An 18,218-nucleotide genomic window follows, 5' to 3' on the forward strand; every position below is an offset into this window, starting at 1 on the left:
TGGGACCCTGGTCACCGTGTCCACGCTGCGCGACCTCGCCGAGGAGCACACCCATCTCCGTCCGGCCGACATCGACCACCTGCACCGCATCGCCGGCGACTGGCAGTTGCTCTCCGATCTCTCCTTCGCTGACCTGCTGCTCTGGGTGCCGGTCGACGCCGACGGCACGTTCCTCTGCGTCGCCCAGGTCCGCCCGACCACCGCACCGACCGCCTACCAGGACGACCAGGTGGGGCGGATCGTCGGCGGGCCGGAGGTGGCCCACCTGGGGGTGGCGTACTCCCAGGGCCGGATCTGGCGGGAGGGCGACCCGGTCTGGTACGGCGACGTGCCGGCCCGGCACGAGGCGATCCCGGTCCGGCTGCGCACTGCCGAGGGGGAGGCCGGTGAGGTGATCGCCGTGGTGGGGCGGGACACCAACCTCTCCACAGCCCGTACGCCGAGTCAGTTGGAACTCAACTACCTGACCACGGCCGACGACCTGGCGCAGATGATCGCGGACGGCACCTTCCCGCCGCCGCGGCACCCGGGCGAGACCACCTCCGCGCCCCGGGTCGGCGACGGTCTGGTCCGGCTCGACGCCGGCGGCAAGGTCACCTACGCCAGCCCGAACGCGCAGTCCGCGTACCGTCGGTTGGGCTACGCCTCCCATCTCGTGGGCGAGGATCTGGCCGCGCTGCACCGCCGGCTGGCCGGCGACCCGCTGGACGGCACCGAGGCGGCGAACGGCATCCTGGCCGCCCTGCGCGGTGAGGCGCCACCGCGGCGGGAGATCGACGCCCGCGGCGCCACGATGCTCACCCGGGCGCTGCCGTTGATGCCCGCCGGAGTGCCGATCGGTGCGCTCGTGCTGGTCCGGGACATCACCGAGGTTCGCCGCCGGGACCGAGCACTGATCACCAAGGACGCCACGATCCGGGAGATCCACCACCGGGTGAAGAACAATCTCCAGACCGTCGCCGCGCTGTTGCGGTTGCAGGCCCGCCGGGTGTCCATGCCGGAGGCCCGCGTCGCGCTTGAGGAATCGGTCCGCCGGGTCGCCTCGATCGCCCTGGTGCACGAGACGCTCTCCATGTCCAGCGACGAGGCGGTCGAGTTCGACGGCATCGTGGACCGGGTGGCGAGCGCGGCGACCGAGGTCGCGGCGACCGAGGTGAGCGTCGGCATGCGTCGACGGGGCAGCTTCGGTGTGCTGCCGGCGGAGATCGCCACCTCGCTGGTGATGGTCCTCAACGAGTTGCTGCTCAACGCGGTCGAGCACGGCTTCCCGCCGACCGACGAGGCCGACGAGCCTCCCGCACCTGCCGCCTCGGGCATGGTGCCGGTCGTCACCCCCGAGGGCGATCCGACGCAACGCCCCGAGGTGGTGGTCTCAGCGCACCGTTTCCGCAAGATGCTGCACGTCTCGGTTACCGACAACGGGCGCGGGCTGCCGCCGGGCTTCGACGCGGAGCAAGCCAGCCGGCTCGGCCTCCAGATCGTCCGGGCCCTGGTCACCGGGGAGCTGCGCGGCACGATCGAGCTGCGGGCCGGTGCCAACGGCGGCACCGAGGCCGTGCTTGTCGTCCCGCTGGCCCGCAACGCCCACGACGGACGCTCGCAGGCTTGAGCTGCCTCCCGTCTGGTGGGGTCGCGCCGGGGAGCGGATATCAGAATGAGCGTGATGCCTGTGAGTCATCTTGATGACTCACAGGCATCACGCTCATCGAGGTGGGCGGGCCCGGCCGCCGGCCGGCCCATGGTGGCCCGGTCAACGGTCGGGGCGGCTGGTCAGCAGGGCGACGGTCAGGCCGGGGCGCGGCCAGACCTGGGTGACGGTGAACTGCGCGCGGAGCGCGTCGCCCTTGGCCCCGGTCACGGCGGCCAACGGCTCGGCGTGCCGGCCGGAAATGACGAGCCACACCCGTGCCGTACCGGCCAGGCACTGCGCCGGTTGCGGACACTCGGCCGCCCACAGGTCACCCCGGTGGACCTCGTCCTCGGTGACCAGCACGTCCCGTGGTGGGTCGTCGAGGTGGTACTCGATGCCGAGGTCGAGGAAGAGCCAGCTCTGCCGGGGTGAGTAGACCACCGCGTCGCCCGGCCGCTGACCGTCGGCGATCACCCGTGCCGCGCCCGCGTAGTCCACCGGCGCGCTGCGCGGCCATTCGTGGGTCCGCCGCAGCGCCGCCTGGTCGGGAAGGCCGAGCAGCCCGGCCAGGACCACCACGGCGAGCGCGCCCGGCACGGTCACCGTGGCCAACGCCGCGCCCGCGAGCAGGCAGGCGAAAGGCACCACGAAGACCAGGTACCGGGGCACCCACAGCGGTACGACCTCGCCGGCGGCGAAGAGCAGCAGCACGGGCAGCAGCACCGCGCTCACCGGCAGCAGGGCACGACGCCCGAGTCGGGCCGCGCCCAGCGCGGCGACCCCGACCAGCAGGCCGCCCACCACGCTGCTCTGTGCCACGCCACCGGGCAACGCGGTCAGGTCGTCCAACCCGACCAGGTTGACCCAGTTGAGCTGCCGGGACCGCTGGGCCTGGGCCTTGAGCAGCAGGGGAGCGACAAGCAGCGCGACCGGCACCACGGTGATCACCCACCGCCACACCCGCCGGTCCCGCTCGGCAACGCGGTGGTCCCGGGTGGCGACGCCGGCCTCGCCGGGGCCGCGCCACCAGGTGAGCAGGACGACCAGGCCGTGCGCGGCGAGCAGGGTGAGCGCGATCAGGTGGATGAGCCCGAGAGCGGCGACGGCGGCGGCGTAGCCGGCCCAGCGGGCCCAGCTCGGTCGGCGGAGTGCGGCCACCAGCAGCAGGGTGGCGAGCACCGCGAGCATGGTGGCCAACGCGTACGGGCGGGCCTCCTGCCCGTAGCGGGAGGTGCCGGGGAGCACCGCGAACAGCAGCCCGGCGAACAGGCCGGTGCGCCGGTCGACGAGCTGCGCGCCGAGCACGGCGAGCAGCCCGGCCGCCACGGTCATCGCCAGCACGGCCGGTGCGCGCAGGGCGACAGTGGAGTCGCCGAAGACCGCGGTCCAGCCGTGCATCAGCAGGTAGTACGGCCCGGTGGCCGCGTCGATGGTGCCGGCCAACCGAACCAGGTCGCCGGGCGACCGGCTGGCCGCGCTCCAGGTCGCCAGCTCGTCGCGCCAGAGCTGGGCGGATCCCAGCCCGGTCACTGTCACCGCCAGGGTCAGCAGTGCCGGGGGGAGCCAGACCGGTACGCGGCGCAGGTGACCCCACGCCGCGCCGGTCGACTCGGACAATCTGCCCACATCCCGAGCCTGCCACGGTCCTGCCGTTCGTGGTGTCAGCCGGCCGCAGGCGGTGGGCGCCAGGCGGGCATCACGTCGTTCGGCCGGGCCGTCTTCGCCGGATCGCGCTCGACGAGTTCGCCGAGTACGGCATCGATCCGCTCCATCAGCTCGTCGTCGAGTCGCACCGCGGCGGCACCGGCCGTCTCGGTGAGCTGCCCGGGTCGGGACGCGCCGACGATCGCGCTGGACACGGTCGGTCTGTGCAACACCCACGCCACCGCCAACTGGGCCATCGTGCAGCCGGCGGCCTCGGCGATCGACCGGAGCTGGCGGACCCGGGAGAGCAGCAGATCCGAGGAGTAGCGGGCGATGAACGACCCGCCGAATCCGTCGGTGGCCCGGGAGTCGTCGGGCGGGCGTCGGCCGGGCTCGTACTTGCCGGTCAGCACACCCATCGCGAGCGGCGCCCAGGCGAGCTGACCCAGCCCGAGTTCCGCGCTGGTGGGCACCACCTCCGCCTCCACCACCCGCCACAGCATCGAGTACTGGGGCTGGTTGGCGATGAACGGGACGTGCAGGTCGGCGGCGAGCCGCAGGCCCGCACGCAGTTGCGGAGCGGTCCACTCGGAGGCGCCGACGTAGAGCACCTTGCCCTGGCGGACCAGGTCGGCGAAGGCGAGCATCGTCTCCTCAAGCGGCACGCTGTCGTCGTACCGGTGCGCCTGGTAGAGGTCGACGTAGTCGGTGCCCAGCCGGCTCAGCGAGGCGTGGCAGCTCTCGATGATGTGCTTGCGGGACAGTCCGGAGTCGTTGGCCGCCGGCCCGACCGGCAGGAACACCTTCGTGCACAGCTCGATCGAGCTGCGCCGGACGCCACTGAGCGCCCTACCCAACGCCAGCTCGGCCCGCCCCTGGGCGTACCGGTCCGCGGTGTCGAAGGTGGTGATGCCCGCGTCCAGGGCGGCGGCCACGCACGCGCCCGCCGCGTCGTCGTCGAGCTGGTTGCCGTGGGTGACCCAGTTGCCGTACGCGACCGCGCTGACGCGCAGGCCCGACCGGCCCAGTTGCCTGTATTCCATGGCAGGATCCTCAGGCGGTCGCCCGCTGTCGCCGAACTGTTCGAACGTGGTCGAATCTGTCGGTGATCGAGGTCCAGTTCACGTCGGACGACCTGAGTCGGGTCCGGTTCGTGCACTCGCCGCTTGCCGAGCTGGTGGCCAGTTCCTGGGCGCTGCGAAAGCCCGCGAAGTACTGGATGCACCGGCCCTGGCGGGAGCGTGCCGAGCGGCTGCTGCCCGGTGCCGGCCTGGAGCCGCTGCTGGCGGTGCTCGCGTCGTCGAACGGGTATGTGCCGGACTTCCTCACCCCGATCGGGGCGGCCCCGAATCTGTCGGCCGAGCTGCGGGCGGTCGCCAACACCGACCCGACCCGGGTACGGCGGCAACTGGACCGGGCCGGCGCGCCCCGGCTGGCTCCGGACGAGCTGGTCGCGCAGCTCCGTCGTTACTTCACCCTGTTGATCGCGCCGGACTGGCCCCGGCTGCGGGCGCTCGCGCTGGCCGACATCCGGCGGCGCACGCTGCTCGCCGCCGAGCAGGGCGGGCGGACGCTGCTCCGCGAGCTGCACCCGTTGATCCGTTGGGACGGCACGGCGCTGCGGGTCGCCGTCGGCACGACCCGGCCGAACGGTCTGGACGGGTACCCGTGGACGCTGTTGCCCACCGCGTTCTCCGGGCCGACGGTGCACGCGATCATGGAAGGGGACGCCGGCCCGGCCCTCTGCTACCCGCCCGGCGGGTTGGGCGGGCTGTGGACGTCGCCGCCGCCCAGCGCCGCGCTGGGCGCGCTGCTGGGCAGTACGCGGGCGGCGGCGCTGTCCCTGCTCGACACCCCGTTGAGCACCGGCGAGCTGGCCGCGATGTTGGGTCTCGCGGCGGCGACCGCGTCGCACCACCTCACCACGCTGCGGGACAACGGCCTGATCGCCGGCGTACGCCAGGGGCGGGTGGTCCGCTATGCCCGAACTGTCCTTGGTGACCAGCTCGTCGACTAGCCCTCGCCCGTGATGTGGGATCCAGCACGTGGACATTGGCCGGCCCCCATGGGGTGTGGCAGCATGGGGCCCATGACCGCCGCAGTCGTCCGCCGCTTCGTGGCACGTCGCCACGTCGATTACGGCCGCGTGCGCAGCGCGATCTGTCCGGCCTACTGACGACGCCCGACCAATCTGTCTCGGGCGCGCTCCGCGCCGGCTGTCTGAAGACACCGTTGTCCCGCCCGCTTCGCCGGGCCGGCCGCCGCGCCCCGCGTACCCCGAGGCACAGCAGACAACGGAGGACGCCGCGATGGCGGTCAGCAGCATCCCGGCCCGTTCCGAGGACCCGACGGCTCGCCCGACCCGAGCGCCGCGCCGGCCACGGGGTGAGGGTCAGTGGGCGCTCGGCCACCGCGAGCCGCTCAACCCCAACGAGCGGATCAAGAAGGACGACGACCCGCTCAACGTCCGGGCCCGCATCGAGAACATCTACGCGCACCGTGGCTTCGCCTCCATCGATCCGCAGGATCTGCGCGGCCGGTTCCGCTGGTGGGGCCTCTACACCCAGCGCAAGGCGGGCATCGACGGCGGGCGCACCGCCGTACTGGAGCCGCACGAGCTGGAGGACGAGTTCTTCATGCTCCGGGTCCGCATCGACGGCGGTCAGCTCAGCCTGGCCCAGTTGCGGGTGATCGCGGACATCTCCCGGGAGTTTGCCCGGGACACCGCCGACATCACCGACCGGCAGAACATCCAGTACCACTGGATCCGGGTCGAGGACATGCCGGAGATCTGGCGTCGGCTGGAGTCGGTCGGTCTACAGACCACCGAGGCGTGCGGCGACTGCCCGCGGATCGTGCTGGGCAGCCCGGTCGCCGGGGTGGCCCGCGACGAGCTGATCGACCCGACTCCGGCGACCGACGAGATCGTCGCCCGGTACGTCGGCGACAAGCAGTTCTCGAACCTGCCCCGCAAGTTCAAGACGTCCATCTCCTGGCTTGTCGACACCCCGTACGAGTCGAACGACATCGCCCTCCTCGGCGTCGACCACCCCGAGCACGGCCCCGGCTTCGACCTCTGGGTCGGTGGCGGGCTGTCCACCAACCCGATGCTCGCCCAGCGGCTCGGGGCCTGGGTGCCGCTGGCCGAGATCCCCGACGTCTGGGCCGGCGTGGTCGGGATCTTCCGCGACTACGGCTACCGCCGGCTGCGCAACCGGGCCCGGCTGAAGTTCCTGGTGGCCGACTGGGGCGTGGAGCGTTTCCGGGAGGTCCTGGAGAAGGAGTACCTGGGCCGTACGCTGCTCGACGGTCCCGCCCCGGAGCTGCCGGCGAAGCCGATCGACCACGTGGGTGTGCACGAGCAGGCCGACGGGCGGCACTACGTGGGGGCCGCCCCGGTGGTCGGGCGGGTCTCCGGTGGGCAGCTCGCCCAACTGGCCGACGTGGTCGAGGCACACGGCAGCGACCGGGTGCGGCTCACCCCGTACCAGAAGCTGCTGGTGCTCGACGTGCCGTCGGAGCGGACGGAGTCGCTTGTCGACGCGCTGCGCGGCATTGGCCTGGAGGCCCGGCCGTCGGCCTGGCGGCGCGGCACGATGGCGTGCACCGGCATCGAGTACTGCAAGCTCGCCATCGTCGAGACGAAGGCCCGCGGCGAGGAGTTGGTGGCCCGGCTGGAGCAGCGGCTGCGTGACTTCGACGCGGACATCTCGATCCACATCAACGGCTGCCCCAACGCCTGCGCCCGCACGCAGGTCGCCGACATCGGCCTCAAGGGGCAGCTCGTGGTGGGCCCCGACGGCCGGCAGGTGGAGGGCTTCCAGGTGCACCTCGGCGGCGGGCTGGGGATGGCCCAGGGGCAGACGGCCGGCTTCGGTCGCAAGCTGCGCGGCTTGAAGACCACCGCCGACGAGCTTCCGGAGTACGTGGAACGGCTGGCCCGCCGCTACCTGGCCGGCCGGAGCGAGGGCGAGACCTTCGCCAACTGGGTGATCAGAGTCGACGAGGAGGCACTGCGGTGAGCAGCGAGAACCGAGCGGCACCTCTGTACTGCCCCTACTGCGGCGAGGAGGACCTGCGGCCGCACGAGGCGGGGCACGGCGCCTGGGAGTGCCACGCCTGCACCCGGGTCTTCTCGGTGAAGTTCACCGGGCTGCTCTCGCGGGCGGTGACCCGATGAGTCTCGTCTCCGCCGCGAGCCTGCGCCTGGTCGGGCCGGGCGCTCAGACGTCGACCGACCCGGCCGGGCGCAACCCGGACGAGCTGCGGACGCTCGCCGAGCAGGCGGCCCGGGAGCTGGAGGGCGCCCCCGCCCTGGAGATCGCCCGCTGGGCGGCGCAGACCTTCGGTGACCGGTTCTGCGTCACCAGCTCGATGGCCGACGCCGTGCTGGCCCACCTGGTGTCCCGGGTGGCGCCCGGGGTGGACGTGGTCTTCCTCGACACCGGCCTGCACTTCCCCGAGACGCTCCGGGTGCGCGACGAGGTGGCCCGCACGCTCCCGGTGAACGTCCGGTCGATCCGGCCCCGGCTCACCGTCGGCCAGCAGGACGGCCAGTACGGGCCCCGGTTGTTCAACAAGTCGCCGGACGACTGCTGCCAGTTGCGCAAGGTCGAGCCGTTGGAGCGGGCCCTGTCCGGGTACGACGCCTGGGCGGCGGGTCTGCGCCGGGACGAGTCGCCGACCCGGGCCAACACGCCGGTGGTGACGTTCGACGCGCGGCGCGGCAAGGTCAAGGTCAACCCGATCGCGGCCTGGTCGCAGGGGGACGTGGACGCCTACATCGCCCGCTGGAACGTCCCGGTCAACGAGCTGTTCAAGCAGGGCTACGGGTCGATCGGCTGCTGGCCGTGCACCCGACGGACCAAGGCCGGCGAGGACCCGCGGGCCGGCCGGTGGGCCATGTTCGAGAAGACCGAGTGCGGGCTGCACGTCTGACCTCACCGGCGACGACCCCGACCGGCCCAGGTGCGGCCGGCGGGGTGGTTCCGGTGGTGCTCGTCGCGCACGGCAGCCGGGATCCACGAGCGGCCGATGCCACCCGGGCACTCGCCCGGGCGGTGTCGGCGGCCCGGCCGGGCACACCGGTCTGGGCGAGTTGGCTGGACCACACCGAGCCGGGGCCGACCGAGGTGCTGCGCGGCCTGGCGGCGGCCGGTCACCAACAGGCGGTGCTGGTGCCGCTGCTGCTGACCGCCGCGTACCACCATCGGGTGGACATTCCTGCTGCGGTCAGCGCGGCGGTGCGGGCCGAGTCACCACTCGCGGTGCGGGTGACCGACGTGCTCGGCCCGGCGGACGGCACTGTCGACCCGGGGCTGCTTGCCGGGCTGCGCCGACGGCTCGCCGAGGTGCGGCCGGGCCGCTTCGACGCGCTGGTGTTGGCCGCGGCGGGCACCCGGGACGCGCGAGCACGCCGCTCGGTCGGTCAGGTCGCGGACGCGCTCGGCGCGGAGTTCGGGGTGCCGTGTCGGGTGGCGTACGCCTCGGCGGCTCCACCGGCGGCCGGTGTGGCGGTGTCCCGGCTGCGGGCGGCCGGCGCACGGCGGGTCGCGGTGTCCGCGTACTTCCTGGCGCCGGGCCTGTTCCACGACGCCGTGACCGAGGCGGCTCGGGCGGCCGGCGCGGTGGCGGTGTCCGCCCCGTTGACCGATGCGCCGGAGCTGGTCAAGGTGGTGCTGCGCCGGGTCGATGACGTGTCGTCCGGCCGCGTGGTGGCACCGGCGGGCTGAACCTGTGGCGGACAGCGGAACGCCCCGGTGGGCGGACCCACCGGGGCGTACAGCGGTGTCGTTGGGATCAGGCGGAGTGAGCGCGCAGCACGCGGAGGCCGCCGCGCCGCTTGACAGCGCGCCGCTCCTCTTCGCTCATTCCGCCCCAGACGCCGGCGTCCTGACCCGACTCGAGTGCCCACTGCAGGCACTGGTCGGTCACGGAGCAGCGCCTGCAGACGGCCTTGGCCTGCTCGACCTGCAGGAGAGCCGGCCCGGACGTCCCGATCGGGAAGAACAGCTCCGGGTCCTCGTCGCGGCAGACAGCATGGTGACGCCAGTCCATGGCGGCAACACTCCTCATTCTGGATGGGTGGCAACAATTGCTTGGTCGTGCTTTTCCTATATGCATCCGCAGTGCCGATGGTGACGGTTAGCGTCCGTCTATTCGGCAGTGCGTGAGCAGGCGGTTAGCGCCGGGGACCTGCTGGAACAGCTCAACCTGACGAGCATATCCAGGCAATGTCCCGGTAACTCAAGTTCGCTTGTGAATACTTTCACGAACAGTCGTGATGTCAAGGGTGACGCTCGGAAAAACTCCGGGCGGTGAGCAAGCCCACAGCCTGTTTGTCCGGTTTTCGGAGCTTTCCCGATTACCCGCCGTGCCACAGTCGAGGATCAATATAGTACAGTCCGCGTGACATTGCTGACATTTCCGGCACCTGCCCCTCGGTGTGGCGGTGACCCGTCGATGCGGTTGCGGCCACCGTGTCGACCTAGGGCAGTACCCGAGACCTAGCAGATTACTCTCAGTGCGGCGGGAACGGAGGTGAATCTGACTTTCTCCCGCTCGCCAAGATAGTCGCCGTCCAACTGGAACGCCTGCGGACGGCTGGAGAGCAGGGTGAACTCCGCCGTGTCATGGAGTCGTAACACCTGCCGACCGCGCGGATCCGGCTGCCGGGACAGGAACTGCGTCACTGTCCGTGTTGTGCTAGCCACCCGGAGCTGACGCAACGCCAGCACATCCAGCCCGAGGTCGAACGACGCCGCCGGGTTCGGGTTGACCTCCCGGTCGCCCAGGTACGTCCACGGTGCCGTGTTCTGGATGATGACGGTCGCCAGCTCGGCCTCGGCCGGCTCACCCGGACGCTCCAGGACGATCGCCGGATGCCGCCGGTCCGAGGCGAAGAAGTACTGGTTCATGATCGAACGCAGATAGAGCGTCGGCGTGGACACCCGACCCTTGCGCCGGGCCTGCTCCACCCGGTGGATGACCGCGGCGTCCAGGCCGAAGCCCGCGCAGAAGGTGAAGTAGCGGTCGTCCGCGCGGCCCAGCCCTACCGTCCGGCTCCGGCCCAGCCGCAACCCTTCGAGGATCATGCTGGTCGCCTCCGGCCACTCCCGGGGCAGACCCAACGCGCGGGCGAACACGTTCGTCGAGCCGCCCGGCACGGTCGCCAGCGCGGGCAGCCGCTCGGCCAACGGCGCGTCGTCGGCGCGGGATGGTGGGTTGGCCGTCATCAGGCCGTTCACCACCTCGTTCACGGTGCCGTCGCCACCCAGGGTGACGACCAGGTCGACGCCCTCCGCCGCGGCCTCCCGAGCCAACGCCATCGCGTGCCCGCGCCGCCGGGTGTAGCGCACGCTGAGGTCGACTTCGCTGCGCAGCGCCCGGACGAGCACGTCCCGGCTGCGTTCGCTGGTGGTGGTGGCCTTCGGATTGACCACCAGGACGGCGTGCATGGGCGGCACTGTACCTCCCGGTAGCCCGGGTATCGTGGCGCGCGTGACCATCGACTCGGCCCCGTTTCCCGTCACGCTCCGCTGGGCGGTCCGGCTGCTGTGGGCGGAGGCGGCCGTCGTCGGGCTGATCGCCGCATGGCTGGTCTGGGCCGACCTCACGGCCAGCACCACCGACCTGTCGTCGGCGTTGCTGGTGACCGCGTTCGCCGTCGGGGCCGCGGTCGTGCTCTGGGCGCTGGGCCGCGCCCTGTCGCGCCGCAAGGCGGGCGCCCGCGCGCCGGCGATCGTGCTTCAGCTGATGCTGCTGCCGATCGGGTGGTTCATGATCCAGGGCGGGTTGGGCTGGCTGGGTGTGCCACTGATGGCGCTCGGCCTGGGCGTGGGCTGGCTGTTGGTGAGCCCCCCGACGACCCGGGCCCTCGGCTTCGAGTGACCGACCCGGCGGGCCGAGTCGGTCAGTAGCCGCCGGAGCGGCGGGTGAGCAGCGCGATCGTGGCCCGACCGTCGACGGCCGTGGCGGATGCCGACGTCGTCAACGCGGTGAGCACCTTCCAGGCGAAGGACGACTCGGCCGGCAGCGTGGCGCCGCGCACGGTCGGCACTGTCACCTCGACTGTCAACGCGTCCTCGGTGACCGCGAAGCGGCACTCCAACTCGGCATCGCGGGTGGCGATGGCGAGCAGCATGGCGCACGCCTCGTCGACAGCGATCCGCAGATCCTCGATCTCGTCAAGCGCGAACTGCAACCGGGCCGCGAGACCGGCGGTGGCGGTGCGGAGCACGCCAAGGTAACCGCCGTCGGCGGGCACCGTGAGGTGCACCACGTCGTCGTCGATCGCTGGCTGGCCAGTCAGTTGAGTCACGCCTCATCCCCCCGGTCGGGGACTCTACCCGGTCGGTCGCCCGTGCGCGTGCCAGCGGTGGTGGCCTGGCCGGCAAGCGCGTGCAGCGCGTCGCCACTGAGCCGGTAGGGAACCCACTCGCTCATCTGCTGTGCGCCGATCGAGGCGTAGAACCCGGCGGCCGGGTTCCAGTCGATCATCCACCACTCCAGCCGCCGGTAACCGCGTCGTACGCAGATCTCGGCCAGGGTGGCGAGCAGCAACCGACCCGCCCCGGAGCCCCGGGCGGCCGGCCGGACGTAGAGGTCCTCCAGGTAGATGCCGTGCACGCCGGCCCAGGTGGAGAAGTTGAGGAACCACAGCGCGAAGCCGATCGGCTCGTCCTGCTCGTCGACCGCGACGTGACCGAAGAGCGCAGGCGCGGGACCGAAGAGGGCCGAGGCGAGCTGCTCGACGGTGAGGTGGCACTGGTCGGGAGCCCGTTCGTACTCCGCCAGCTCGTGCACCATGGCGACGACGGCCGGCACGTCCCCGGGACGTGCCGGCCGGATCGTCGGGATGACCGGTACGGTCACGCCTTCTTGGTCTCCCAGAAGATCTTCGAGATGTCGTCGATCTTCGAGAGCAGCTTGTCGGCGGTGGCCGGGTCGAGGCTGCCCTTGACGCCACCGGCGCCGGCGAGCTTGGTGGCCTCGTTGAACAGGCTGTGCAGGTTCGGGTACTTCTCGAAGTGCGGCGGCTTGAAGTAGTCGGTCCAGAGCACCCAGAGGTGGTGCTTGACCAGCTCGGCGCGCTGCTCCTTGATGATGATGGCGCGGGTGCGGAACTCCGGGTCGGTGTTCGCCTGGTACTTCTCGCAGATCATTTTGACCGATTCGGCCTCGATCCGGGCCTGAGCCGGATCGTAGACGCCACACGGCAGGTCGCAGTGTGCGCTCGCCGTGAGGCGGGGCGCGAGGATGCGCGGAAATCGCATCAGGATCCTCCATGGGAAGTTTGCGATGATCAAAGGCGACATTACTCCTGGGGATGCTTTCCGAACGGACGGAGGTGAAACCCGTGGGCACCGATCACCCGGCTGAGGCGGCCCGACTGCGCGGGCCGTTGACCGCCGTGCTGGTGGTCGGCCCGTCCATGGCGCCGACGTTGCGGCACGGCGACGCGGTGCTGGTCCGCCCCGGTGGTCGCCGGATCCGACCGGGGGACGTGGTGGTCGCGGTCTTCCGGACCCGTCCCGACCTGCTGGTGGTGAAGCGGGCGGTCCGGCAGCAGGACGGCGGCTGGTGGTTGCGCGGCGACAACGACCTGGTCACCGACGACTCCCGGGCGTACGGGGTCGCCGACGTACGGGGGCGGGTGGTGGTCCGCTACTGGCCCCGCCCCGGTCGGGTACGTCGTCGCCGGTTATGACCCCGCTCACATCCCGCTGGGGGTGTCGACACTATGCTCGGAAGTGTCCGGGTGACCCCCCGCACCGCGTGCCACCGCTCGCCGCCCACCTCGCGGCCAGGCCCGGCCGCCTCACATCTGCTCGACAGATCCTGGAGTCACCACCATGTCGTCGTCCACCGTGGACCCCGCTGATCCCGTCTTCCTGCTGCACCGGGGCGGCAAGATGGCCGTCACCTCGACCGTGCCGCTGACCAGCCGGGAGGACCTCTCCCTGGCGTACACCCCGGGGGTGGCCCGGGTGTGCGAGGCGATCGCCGCCGACCCCGCCCTGGTGGACGACTACACCTGGGTGTCGCACACCGTCGCGGTGGTCACCGACGGCTCGGCGGTGCTCGGGCTCGGCAACATCGGCCCACGTGCCGCGCTGCCGGTGATGGAGGGCAAGGCGGTGTTGTTCAAGCAGTTCGGTGGGGTGGACGCCGTGCCGGTCTGCCTGGACACGCAGGACGCGGACGAGATCGTCGCCGTGGTCCGGGCGCTGGCCCCCTCGTTCGGTGGGATCAACCTGGAGGACATCAGCGCCCCGCGCTGCTTCGAGATCGAGCGCCGGCTCGACGAGGCGCTCGACATCCCGGTCTTCCACGACGACCAGCACGGCACCGCGATCGTGGTGCTTGCCGCGCTGCGCAACGCCGCCACCCTGCTCGACCGCAAGCTCGGCGACCTGCGGGTCGCGGTGAGCGGTGCGGGTGCGGCAGGGGTGGCCGTGACGAAGATGCTGATCGCCGGGGGCGTCAACCCCGACCAGGTGGTGGTCTGCGACTCCAAGGGCATCATCGGCCGGCACCGCACCGAGCTGACCGGCACCAAGGCCGAGTTGGCGGCGACCACGAACGCCGACGGCCGCCACGGCGACATCAGCGAGGCGCTGCGCGACGCCGACGTGCTGATCGGGGTCTCCGGCGGGCAGATCCCCGAGGCCGCGGTGGCGCGGATGGCCCCCGGCGGGATCGTGTTCGCGCTTGCCAACCCGACCCCCGAGGTGCACCCCGAGGTCGCCGCCCGGCACGTCGCGGTGGTCGCCACCGGGCGCAGTGACTACCCCAACCAGATCAACAACGTGCTGGCCTTCCCCGGGGTGTTCCGCGGTGCCCTGGATGCCGGCGCGACCCGGATCACCGAGGCGATGAAGGTCGCCGCCGCGGACGCCATCGCCGGCGTGGTGGCCGAGTCGCTCACCGTCGACGCGATCGTCCCGTCGCCGCTCGACCCGCGCGTCGCGCCGGCCGTCGCCGCGGCGGTCGCCGAAGCCGCCCGCCGCGACGGCGTGGCCCGCCGCTAGCCCGCCCGGGCCGGGGGCGCGCAGGCGTGGCATGCGCCGCGCGCCTTCTTAACGGGCGCTCAGCTTGTTACCGTGCCGATCATGCGTGCCGCCTTTGCCTCCCGCTTCAATGACGCCGACCCGCTCACCGCACTCACCGTCGGTGAGCGGCCCGAGCCGACCCACCCGGCCGACGACTGGGTGACCGTGCGGTTGCGGGCCACCTCGCTCAACCACCACGACCTCTGGTCGCTGCGCGGGGTGGGGCTCACCGAGGCCCAACTGCCGATGATCCTCGGCTGCGACGCGGTGGGACTCGACCCGGAGGGCCGCCCGGTGGTCGTGTACCCGGTGGTGGTCACTCCGGGTGACCCGCGCGGGGTTTCCATCCTCTCCGAGCACTTCGCCGGGACCCTCGCCGAGCGGGTCGCCGTACCCCGATCGAACCTGATCCCGCTGCCCGACGGCATGGCGGCGACCGACGCGGCGTGCCTGCCCACGGCCTGGCTGACCGCGTGGCGGATGCTGACCACCAAGGGCCGCGTCGCGGACGCCGACAGCGTGCTGGTCCAGGGCGCCGGGGGTGGCGTCGCCACCGCGGCCGTCGCGCTCGCCGTCGCGATGGGCAAGCGGGTGTACGCGACAAGCCGCGACGCCGTCAAGCGCGACCGGATCTCGGCGCTCGGCGCCACCGCCTTCGAACCCGGTGCCCGGCTGCCGGAACGCGTCGACGTGGTGATCGAGACGGTTGGCGCGGCCACCTTCGACCACTCGCTGAAGTCGGCCGCGCCGATGGCCCGGATCGTGGTCTCCGGCGCGACCGCCGGGCACGAGCCGACGGTCAACCTGCGTCGGCTCTTCGCGATGCAGTTGGAGATCCTGGGCACCTCGATGGGCACTCCGGGTGAGCTGTACGAGCTGCTGGCGTTCTGCTCCGACAACGAGGTGCGCCCGGTGGTGGACAGTGTGATCCCGTTCAGCCGGGTCGAGGACGCCTTCGCCCGCCTGCACTCGGGCGACGCCTTCGGCAAGGTCGTCATCGACCACACCGCCTGACGCCTTCGTCGCCCTGGTCGGGCGGGCGGGGCTCAGAGGTGGTCGTCGAAGGTGGCGATGTCGCCTCGGGTTGCGTCGGTGGAGATGCGCTGCTTGGCCGCCGCGTCGCCGTACAGCGACCAGCGCAGGAACTCGACCGACGTGTCCGACACGACCCGCAGCGTCGCGCCGTCGCTGAGCAGCGCCCGCCCGTGATCACCCTTGGGCAGGCTCAGCATCGCCTTGGGCCAGGGCACCTTGTCGTACGCGGCCTTGCCCGCCGCGTACCCGACCACCTCGTCCAGCTCACCGTGCACGAACAGTTGCGGGGCGGCCGCGCCGGCGAACGCGGTGCCCACACCGAGCGCCGTGCCCGCGAACACCACCCCCGCGTCCAGCCGCTCGTCCCGGTTGGCGGTGAACAGCCCGATGGTGGTCACCCCACCCGCCGAGTGCCCGGCCGCGGCCACCCGCTCGCCGTCCAACCGGCCGCGCAACGCGTCGCCGGCCCTGCCGTCGAGCGCGAGCACCTGGTCCAACGCGTACGACACGTCGGCCGGCTGGTTGAGCACGTCGAGGACGTTGTTGTCCGCGCCCCGGGAGGTGTGCGGGAACGTCGGCGCGGCCACCACGAAACCCGCCGCCGCCCAGCGGGTCAGCAGCGTGGCGTAGTCGTCCGGCCGCCCACCCAGACCGTGACTGAACATCACCACCGGGAACCGGCCCTCCGCGGCCGCCGTCGACCGCCTGGCCGCGCCGCCGGACTGCCCGGCCGCCGGGTACCAGAGCGTCGTCGGCAGCGCGCGGCCGTCCCGGTTCAGCTTCAGTTGGCGTACGCCCACCGCGAAAGAGCGCTGCGGGGCCTTCCCGGCGGGGACCTGCGGTGTCGGCGTGGCGGTGGCCTTCGGCGCCACCGGCGGCGCCTGCCCGCTCCGACTCGGGCGGGCAGGCGCTGAGCAGCCAACCAGACCGGCCATCAGCACGGCGCTGGCCATCAGTGCGGGAGTGACGCGACGTGGCATGAATCCGATTGTGCCCTGCCCGGCGGACCCGACCCGGGGGCTTCGGCGCGCTGTGCCCACCCGGTCACCCGGCGCTGCGTCCCGGCGCCCGGCTCACTCAGGCCGCGGCACGGTCGGCGAGGGGGCGTCGCCGCAGCGCCGTGTCGGTAAGTGCGGGCTTCGGGAAGGCGGCGTTCGGGTCGTACCTGTTGGTGCCGGGCGGCACGATCTCGTCGATCCGGTCGAGGGTCGCGTCGTCAAGGGTGAGCGTGGCGCCCTTGAGCAGGTCCTCCAGTTGCGGCATGGTGCGCGGTCCGATGATCGCCGAGGTGACGGCCGGATGGGCCACGGTGAAGGCGATGGCGAGCTGTGGAAGCGTGCAACCGATGCTTGCCGCGAGGTCGACGAGCTGCTCGACGGCGTCGAGCTTGGCGGCGTTCTCGGCGATCGTGGGATCGAACTGCGCCGGCCGCAGGGCGGCCCGCCCGGTCGACAGGTCGACGGGCTGGTCCCTGCGGTACTTCCCGCTGAGAAACCCGAAGGCGAGCGGGCTCCAGACCAGCACCCCCATGCCGTAGCGCCGGCAGACCGGCAGGGTAGACGCCTCGACGCCGCGGGCCAGGATCGAGTACGGCGGCTGCTCGGTACGCAGGCGTCCGAGGCCCCGGCGCTCGGAGACCTGGTGCGCCTCGACGATCTCCTCGGCGGGGAACGTCGAGCAGCCGAAGGCGCGGATCTTGCCCTCGCGGACGAGGTCGGTGAGCACCGAGAGCGTCTCCTCGATGTCGGTCGAGGGGTCGGGGCGGTGCACCTGGTACAGGTCGATCCAGTCGGTGTCCAACCGCCGGAGGCTCCCCTCGACCGCCTTGAGGATCCACCGCCGCGAGTTGCCACCCTGGTTGGGGCCCTCGCCCATCGGGAAGTGCACCTTGGTGGCGAGCACGACGTCGTCGCGGCGCCCGCGCAGCGCCTTGCCCACGATCTGTTCGGACTCGCCCCGCCCGTACATGTCGGCGGTGTCGATGACGTTGATGCCCTGGTCGAGGGCGGCGTGGACGATGCGGACGCAGTCGTCGTGGTCGGGGTTGCCGACGGCACCGAACATCATGGTCCCGAGGCAGTGGGTGCTCACGTCGATGCCGGTGCCGCCGAGGGTGCGATAGCGCATGTCGATGCTCCTGAAGGATGCAGTGGTGATCACCTGGCACGCTAGGAGCTGGAGTCGGCTCTAGGTCAACCCTCGTTATCCTGCTCGGCATGGCTGAGGTCGCCGCGGGTCTGAGCATCGGACAGGTCGCCGAACGCACCGGCTTGAGCGTGCACGCGCTCCGCTTCTACGAGCAGCAGGGCATCTTCGTCAGCCCCGTACGCCGTGGGGCTGCCGGGCGTCGCGTCTACAGCCAGGACGACGTGGACTGGCTGGAGGTCTGCATCATTCTCCGCGCCTCCGGCATGCCGCTGCCCGCGCTTCGCCGCTACACCGAACTCGTTCGCGAGGGCGCGGGCAACGAGGAGGAACGACTCGCGCTCATGCGTGAGCACCACGGGCGCGTCACCGACCAGATCGGCCGGCTCGCCCAGTCCCTGGACCTGATCACCTTCAAGGTCGGGGTGTACGAGGACCTGCTCGACCAGAACGGTCAGGTGTGACGGGTCGACCCGACCCCATGGTGTGGGCGGGGTCGGTGCGTCTGGACCGGCTTCGCTAGGGTCACCGGCATGCCTGAGAACTACACCGACCCCAGTGGCAACACCGAGGCGTTCCGCGCGTTCAGCCAGACGCCGGAGGCCGCCGCGCCGGCGGAGCCGCCGTCCCGCCTGCCGCTGATCATCGGCGCGGCGGTCGTCGTGGTCGTGCTTGTCGCCCTCGTCGTCTGGCTCGCGAGCTGAGCGTGC

21 protein-coding genes are annotated in these 18,218 nt (G+C 71.9%); 12 read left to right on the forward strand and 9 right to left on the reverse strand.

All coding sequences use genetic code 11. The features are described 5' to 3' along the window. Window positions 1-16 precede the first annotated feature (16 nt). Window positions 17-1,609: a histidine kinase N-terminal domain-containing protein gene (locus AB0F61_RS09505; protein ID WP_357806154.1), complete on the forward strand. Its 1,593-nt coding sequence runs from the start codon at window positions 17-19 to the stop codon at window positions 1,607-1,609. Between the two features lie 141 nt (window positions 1,610-1,750). Here AB0F61_RS09505 and AB0F61_RS09510 read toward each other — a convergent pair whose 3' ends face one another. Next, window positions 1,751-3,256, reverse strand: coding sequence for a glycosyltransferase family 39 protein (locus AB0F61_RS09510; RefSeq protein WP_357806157.1), 1,506 nt, complete (start codon window positions 3,254-3,256; stop codon window positions 1,751-1,753). Window positions 3,257-3,291: 35 nt separating this feature from the next. Continuing rightward, window positions 3,292-4,317 carry an aldo/keto reductase family protein gene (locus tag AB0F61_RS09515; RefSeq protein ID WP_357806160.1) on the reverse strand — a complete coding sequence of 342 codons (1,026 nt, stop codon included), beginning with the start codon at window positions 4,315-4,317 and terminating at the stop codon, window positions 3,292-3,294. 62 nt (window positions 4,318-4,379) lie between these two features. On the opposite strand from AB0F61_RS09515, the gene AB0F61_RS09520 reads away from it, so the two are divergent. From AB0F61_RS09520 to AB0F61_RS09540, 5 genes are all read left to right on the forward strand, one after another. Then, a complete protein-coding gene (locus AB0F61_RS09520; RefSeq protein WP_357806162.1) occupies window positions 4,380-5,291 on the forward strand; it encodes an ArsR family transcriptional regulator in 912 nt (303 codons plus the stop codon). 292 nt (window positions 5,292-5,583) lie between these two features. Next, window positions 5,584-7,296, forward strand: a complete 1,713-nt coding sequence (locus tag AB0F61_RS09525) for a nitrite/sulfite reductase (RefSeq protein ID WP_357806165.1) — start codon at window positions 5,584-5,586, stop codon at window positions 7,294-7,296. Beyond that, entirely contained in the window at window positions 7,293-7,454 is a 162-nt protein-coding gene (locus AB0F61_RS09530; protein WP_167393614.1) for a hypothetical protein, read from the forward strand. The genes AB0F61_RS09525 and AB0F61_RS09530 overlap by 4 nt, the downstream gene beginning before the upstream one ends. Next, a complete protein-coding gene (locus tag AB0F61_RS09535) occupies window positions 7,451-8,212 on the forward strand; it encodes a phosphoadenylyl-sulfate reductase (protein ID WP_357806168.1) in 762 nt (253 codons plus the stop codon). The genes AB0F61_RS09530 and AB0F61_RS09535 overlap by 4 nt, the downstream gene beginning before the upstream one ends. A gap of 53 nt (window positions 8,213-8,265) precedes the next feature. Continuing rightward, window positions 8,266-9,006, forward strand: coding sequence for a CbiX/SirB N-terminal domain-containing protein (locus tag AB0F61_RS09540; RefSeq protein WP_357806540.1), 741 nt, complete (start codon window positions 8,266-8,268; stop codon window positions 9,004-9,006). Window positions 9,007-9,073: 67 nt separating this feature from the next. Here AB0F61_RS09540 and AB0F61_RS09545 read toward each other — a convergent pair whose 3' ends face one another. Together AB0F61_RS09545 and AB0F61_RS09550 are read right to left on the reverse strand one after the other, a co-directional pair. Then, window positions 9,074-9,331, reverse strand: a complete 258-nt coding sequence (locus AB0F61_RS09545) for a WhiB family transcriptional regulator (RefSeq protein WP_007072794.1) — start codon at window positions 9,329-9,331, stop codon at window positions 9,074-9,076. A gap of 449 nt (window positions 9,332-9,780) precedes the next feature. Next, entirely contained in the window at window positions 9,781-10,731 is a 951-nt protein-coding gene (locus tag AB0F61_RS09550) for a diacylglycerol kinase family protein (protein WP_357806171.1), read from the reverse strand. Here AB0F61_RS09550 and AB0F61_RS09555 point away from each other — a divergent pair. Then, entirely contained in the window at window positions 10,730-11,164 is a 435-nt protein-coding gene (locus AB0F61_RS09555; protein WP_357806174.1) for a hypothetical protein, read from the forward strand. The genes AB0F61_RS09550 and AB0F61_RS09555 overlap by 2 nt on opposite strands. Before the next feature lie 22 nt (window positions 11,165-11,186). On the opposite strand, the gene AB0F61_RS09560 is transcribed toward AB0F61_RS09555, so the two are convergent. The 3 genes from AB0F61_RS09560 to sodN all read right to left on the reverse strand — a co-directional run bounded on the left by AB0F61_RS09560 (window position 11,187) and on the right by sodN (window position 12,549). Next, a complete protein-coding gene (locus AB0F61_RS09560; protein WP_357806177.1) occupies window positions 11,187-11,594 on the reverse strand; it encodes an ATP-binding protein in 408 nt (135 codons plus the stop codon). After that, window positions 11,591-12,082, reverse strand: a complete 492-nt coding sequence (locus AB0F61_RS09565; protein WP_357806543.1) for a GNAT family N-acetyltransferase — start codon at window positions 12,080-12,082, stop codon at window positions 11,591-11,593. The genes AB0F61_RS09560 and AB0F61_RS09565 overlap by 4 nt, the downstream gene beginning before the upstream one ends. A gap of 62 nt (window positions 12,083-12,144) precedes the next feature. Beyond that, window positions 12,145-12,549 carry a superoxide dismutase, Ni gene (gene sodN / locus AB0F61_RS09570; protein WP_357806179.1) on the reverse strand — a complete coding sequence of 135 codons (405 nt, stop codon included), beginning with the start codon at window positions 12,547-12,549 and terminating at the stop codon, window positions 12,145-12,147. A gap of 83 nt (window positions 12,550-12,632) precedes the next feature. On the opposite strand from sodN, the gene AB0F61_RS09575 reads away from it, so the two are divergent. The 3 genes from AB0F61_RS09575 to AB0F61_RS09585 all read left to right on the forward strand — a co-directional run bounded on the left by AB0F61_RS09575 (window position 12,633) and on the right by AB0F61_RS09585 (window position 15,342). After that, complete coding sequence (locus tag AB0F61_RS09575) at window positions 12,633-12,983, forward strand: S26 family signal peptidase (protein WP_357806181.1); 351 nt, start codon at window positions 12,633-12,635, stop codon at window positions 12,981-12,983. A gap of 145 nt (window positions 12,984-13,128) precedes the next feature. Continuing rightward, window positions 13,129-14,307 carry an NADP-dependent malic enzyme gene (locus AB0F61_RS09580; protein WP_357806183.1) on the forward strand — a complete coding sequence of 393 codons (1,179 nt, stop codon included), beginning with the start codon at window positions 13,129-13,131 and terminating at the stop codon, window positions 14,305-14,307. Window positions 14,308-14,379: 72 nt separating this feature from the next. Then, window positions 14,380-15,342, forward strand: a complete 963-nt coding sequence (locus tag AB0F61_RS09585; protein ID WP_357806186.1) for a zinc-binding dehydrogenase — start codon at window positions 14,380-14,382, stop codon at window positions 15,340-15,342. Between the two features lie 32 nt (window positions 15,343-15,374). Here AB0F61_RS09585 and AB0F61_RS09590 read toward each other — a convergent pair whose 3' ends face one another. Next, window positions 15,375-16,343, reverse strand: coding sequence for a chlorophyllase (locus tag AB0F61_RS09590; RefSeq protein WP_357806188.1), 969 nt, complete (start codon window positions 16,341-16,343; stop codon window positions 15,375-15,377). Window positions 16,344-16,440: 97 nt separating this feature from the next. Beyond that, window positions 16,441-17,490: an aldo/keto reductase gene (locus AB0F61_RS09595; protein WP_357806193.1), complete on the reverse strand. Its 1,050-nt coding sequence runs from the start codon at window positions 17,488-17,490 to the stop codon at window positions 16,441-16,443. A gap of 89 nt (window positions 17,491-17,579) precedes the next feature. Between AB0F61_RS09595 and AB0F61_RS09600 the strand changes: the two genes are divergently transcribed. Continuing rightward, window positions 17,580-17,972, forward strand: coding sequence for a MerR family transcriptional regulator (locus AB0F61_RS09600; protein ID WP_357806196.1), 393 nt, complete (start codon window positions 17,580-17,582; stop codon window positions 17,970-17,972). Window positions 17,973-18,041: 69 nt separating this feature from the next. Further along, a complete protein-coding gene (locus tag AB0F61_RS09605) occupies window positions 18,042-18,212 on the forward strand; it encodes a hypothetical protein (RefSeq protein WP_357806198.1) in 171 nt (56 codons plus the stop codon). Window positions 18,213-18,218 lie beyond the last annotated feature (6 nt).

It is taken from the genome of Micromonospora sp. NPDC023888, assembly GCF_040639415.1.
Lineage (GTDB): Bacteria > Actinomycetota > Actinomycetes > Mycobacteriales > Micromonosporaceae > Micromonospora.